The 1,086-nt window shown below is 66.7% G+C and carries 1 protein-coding gene and 1 pseudogene; one reads left to right on the top strand and one right to left on the bottom strand.

Annotated elements, in window-relative coordinates:
* Positions 1 to 143: 143 nt before the first annotated feature.
* A pseudogene (locus ABT009_RS47680) lies at positions 144 to 287 on the bottom strand (transposase); the annotation flags it as partial.
* 50 nt (positions 288 to 337) lie between these two features.
* Here ABT009_RS47680 and ABT009_RS47385 point away from each other — a divergent pair.
* Positions 338 to 1,086, top strand: a 749-nt coding sequence (locus ABT009_RS47385; RefSeq protein ID WP_502990112.1) for a nuclease/transposase family protein, incomplete at its 3' end; no start/stop codon positions are given.

Genomic DNA, 1,086 nt, shown 5'->3' with positions numbered 1-1,086 from the left:
GGCTCGGGTGGTGCGGGCCGCGTTCCCCAAGGGGACTTTGGCCATCCGGATCCGGGAGGTGCTCGGTCCGCTGTTCACGGACGAGGACTTCGCCGCGGCTTTCCCCGGCCGGGGTCGGCCTGCGATCTCGCCGGGGGCCCTGGCATGACCTCTTCGCAGCGTCGAAGGATCTCATCGGTGAACGGCCCGCGCCGGTACTTGGGTGTGAAGACCAAGTGCGCGTGAAGGGTGTAAACGACCGTACGGCCCCTGCGAATGTCGGGGTTTGACTCCCAGCGTGGTGACATAGAGCAATGCTACGATCACGGGCGTGAAGGTCGTTGTGCAAGTGAAGCTGATGCCGGAGGCCGAGCAGGCTGCCGCGCTGTCGGCGACCCTGCACACGGTCAACGAGGCGGCGAACTGGGTGTCGGCGGTGGCGTTCGAGCGTGATGTGCCGCGTGAGTACGAGCTGCGCAAGCACACCTACACCGACCTGAAGTCGCGGGGCCTGGGGGCGCAGGCCGCCCAGCACGTCATCAAGAAGGTCCGCGACGCCTACACCACGCTCACGGCCAACATCAAGGCCGGCAACCTCGGCAAGCCCGGATCGAAGCGCCGCCGGAAGGCCGAGGCGAAGCCGATCACCTTCCGGCCCGATGCCGCGCAGCCGTATGACGATCGGTGCCTTTCGTGGCAGTACGACGCGCAGACGGTGAGCATCTGGACCACGGCCGGGCGTATCAAGAACGTCCGTTTTGCCTGCTCCCCCGCCGCTCTCAAAACGCTGCGGGAGCACCGCCAGGGCGAGTCCGACCTGATCGAACGCGACGGCACGTTCTACCTGATCGCCACCTGCGATGTTCCCGAGGCCGAACAGTATGAGCCGGACGGCTTCATCGGCGTGGACCTCGGCATCGTCAACATCGCCACCATGTCCACCGGCTACAAGGCGGCCGGGCGCGGCCTGAACCGGCACCGCAAGCGCCAGCTCGACCTGCGCCGCAAGTTGCAGGCCAAGGGCACCAAGTCCGCCAAGCGCCTACTCAAGAAGCGCAACCGGCGCGAGAAGCGCCACGCCGCCAACACCAACCACATCATCGCCAA

Origin of the sequence: Streptomyces sp. NPDC002896 (assembly GCF_040295225.1) — a bacterium.
In the GTDB taxonomy this organism is placed as follows: Bacteria; Actinomycetota; Actinomycetes; order Streptomycetales; family Streptomycetaceae; genus Streptomyces.
Note: the sequence above shows the minus strand (reverse complement) of the source record. Positions and strands in the feature narration are given on the sequence as shown.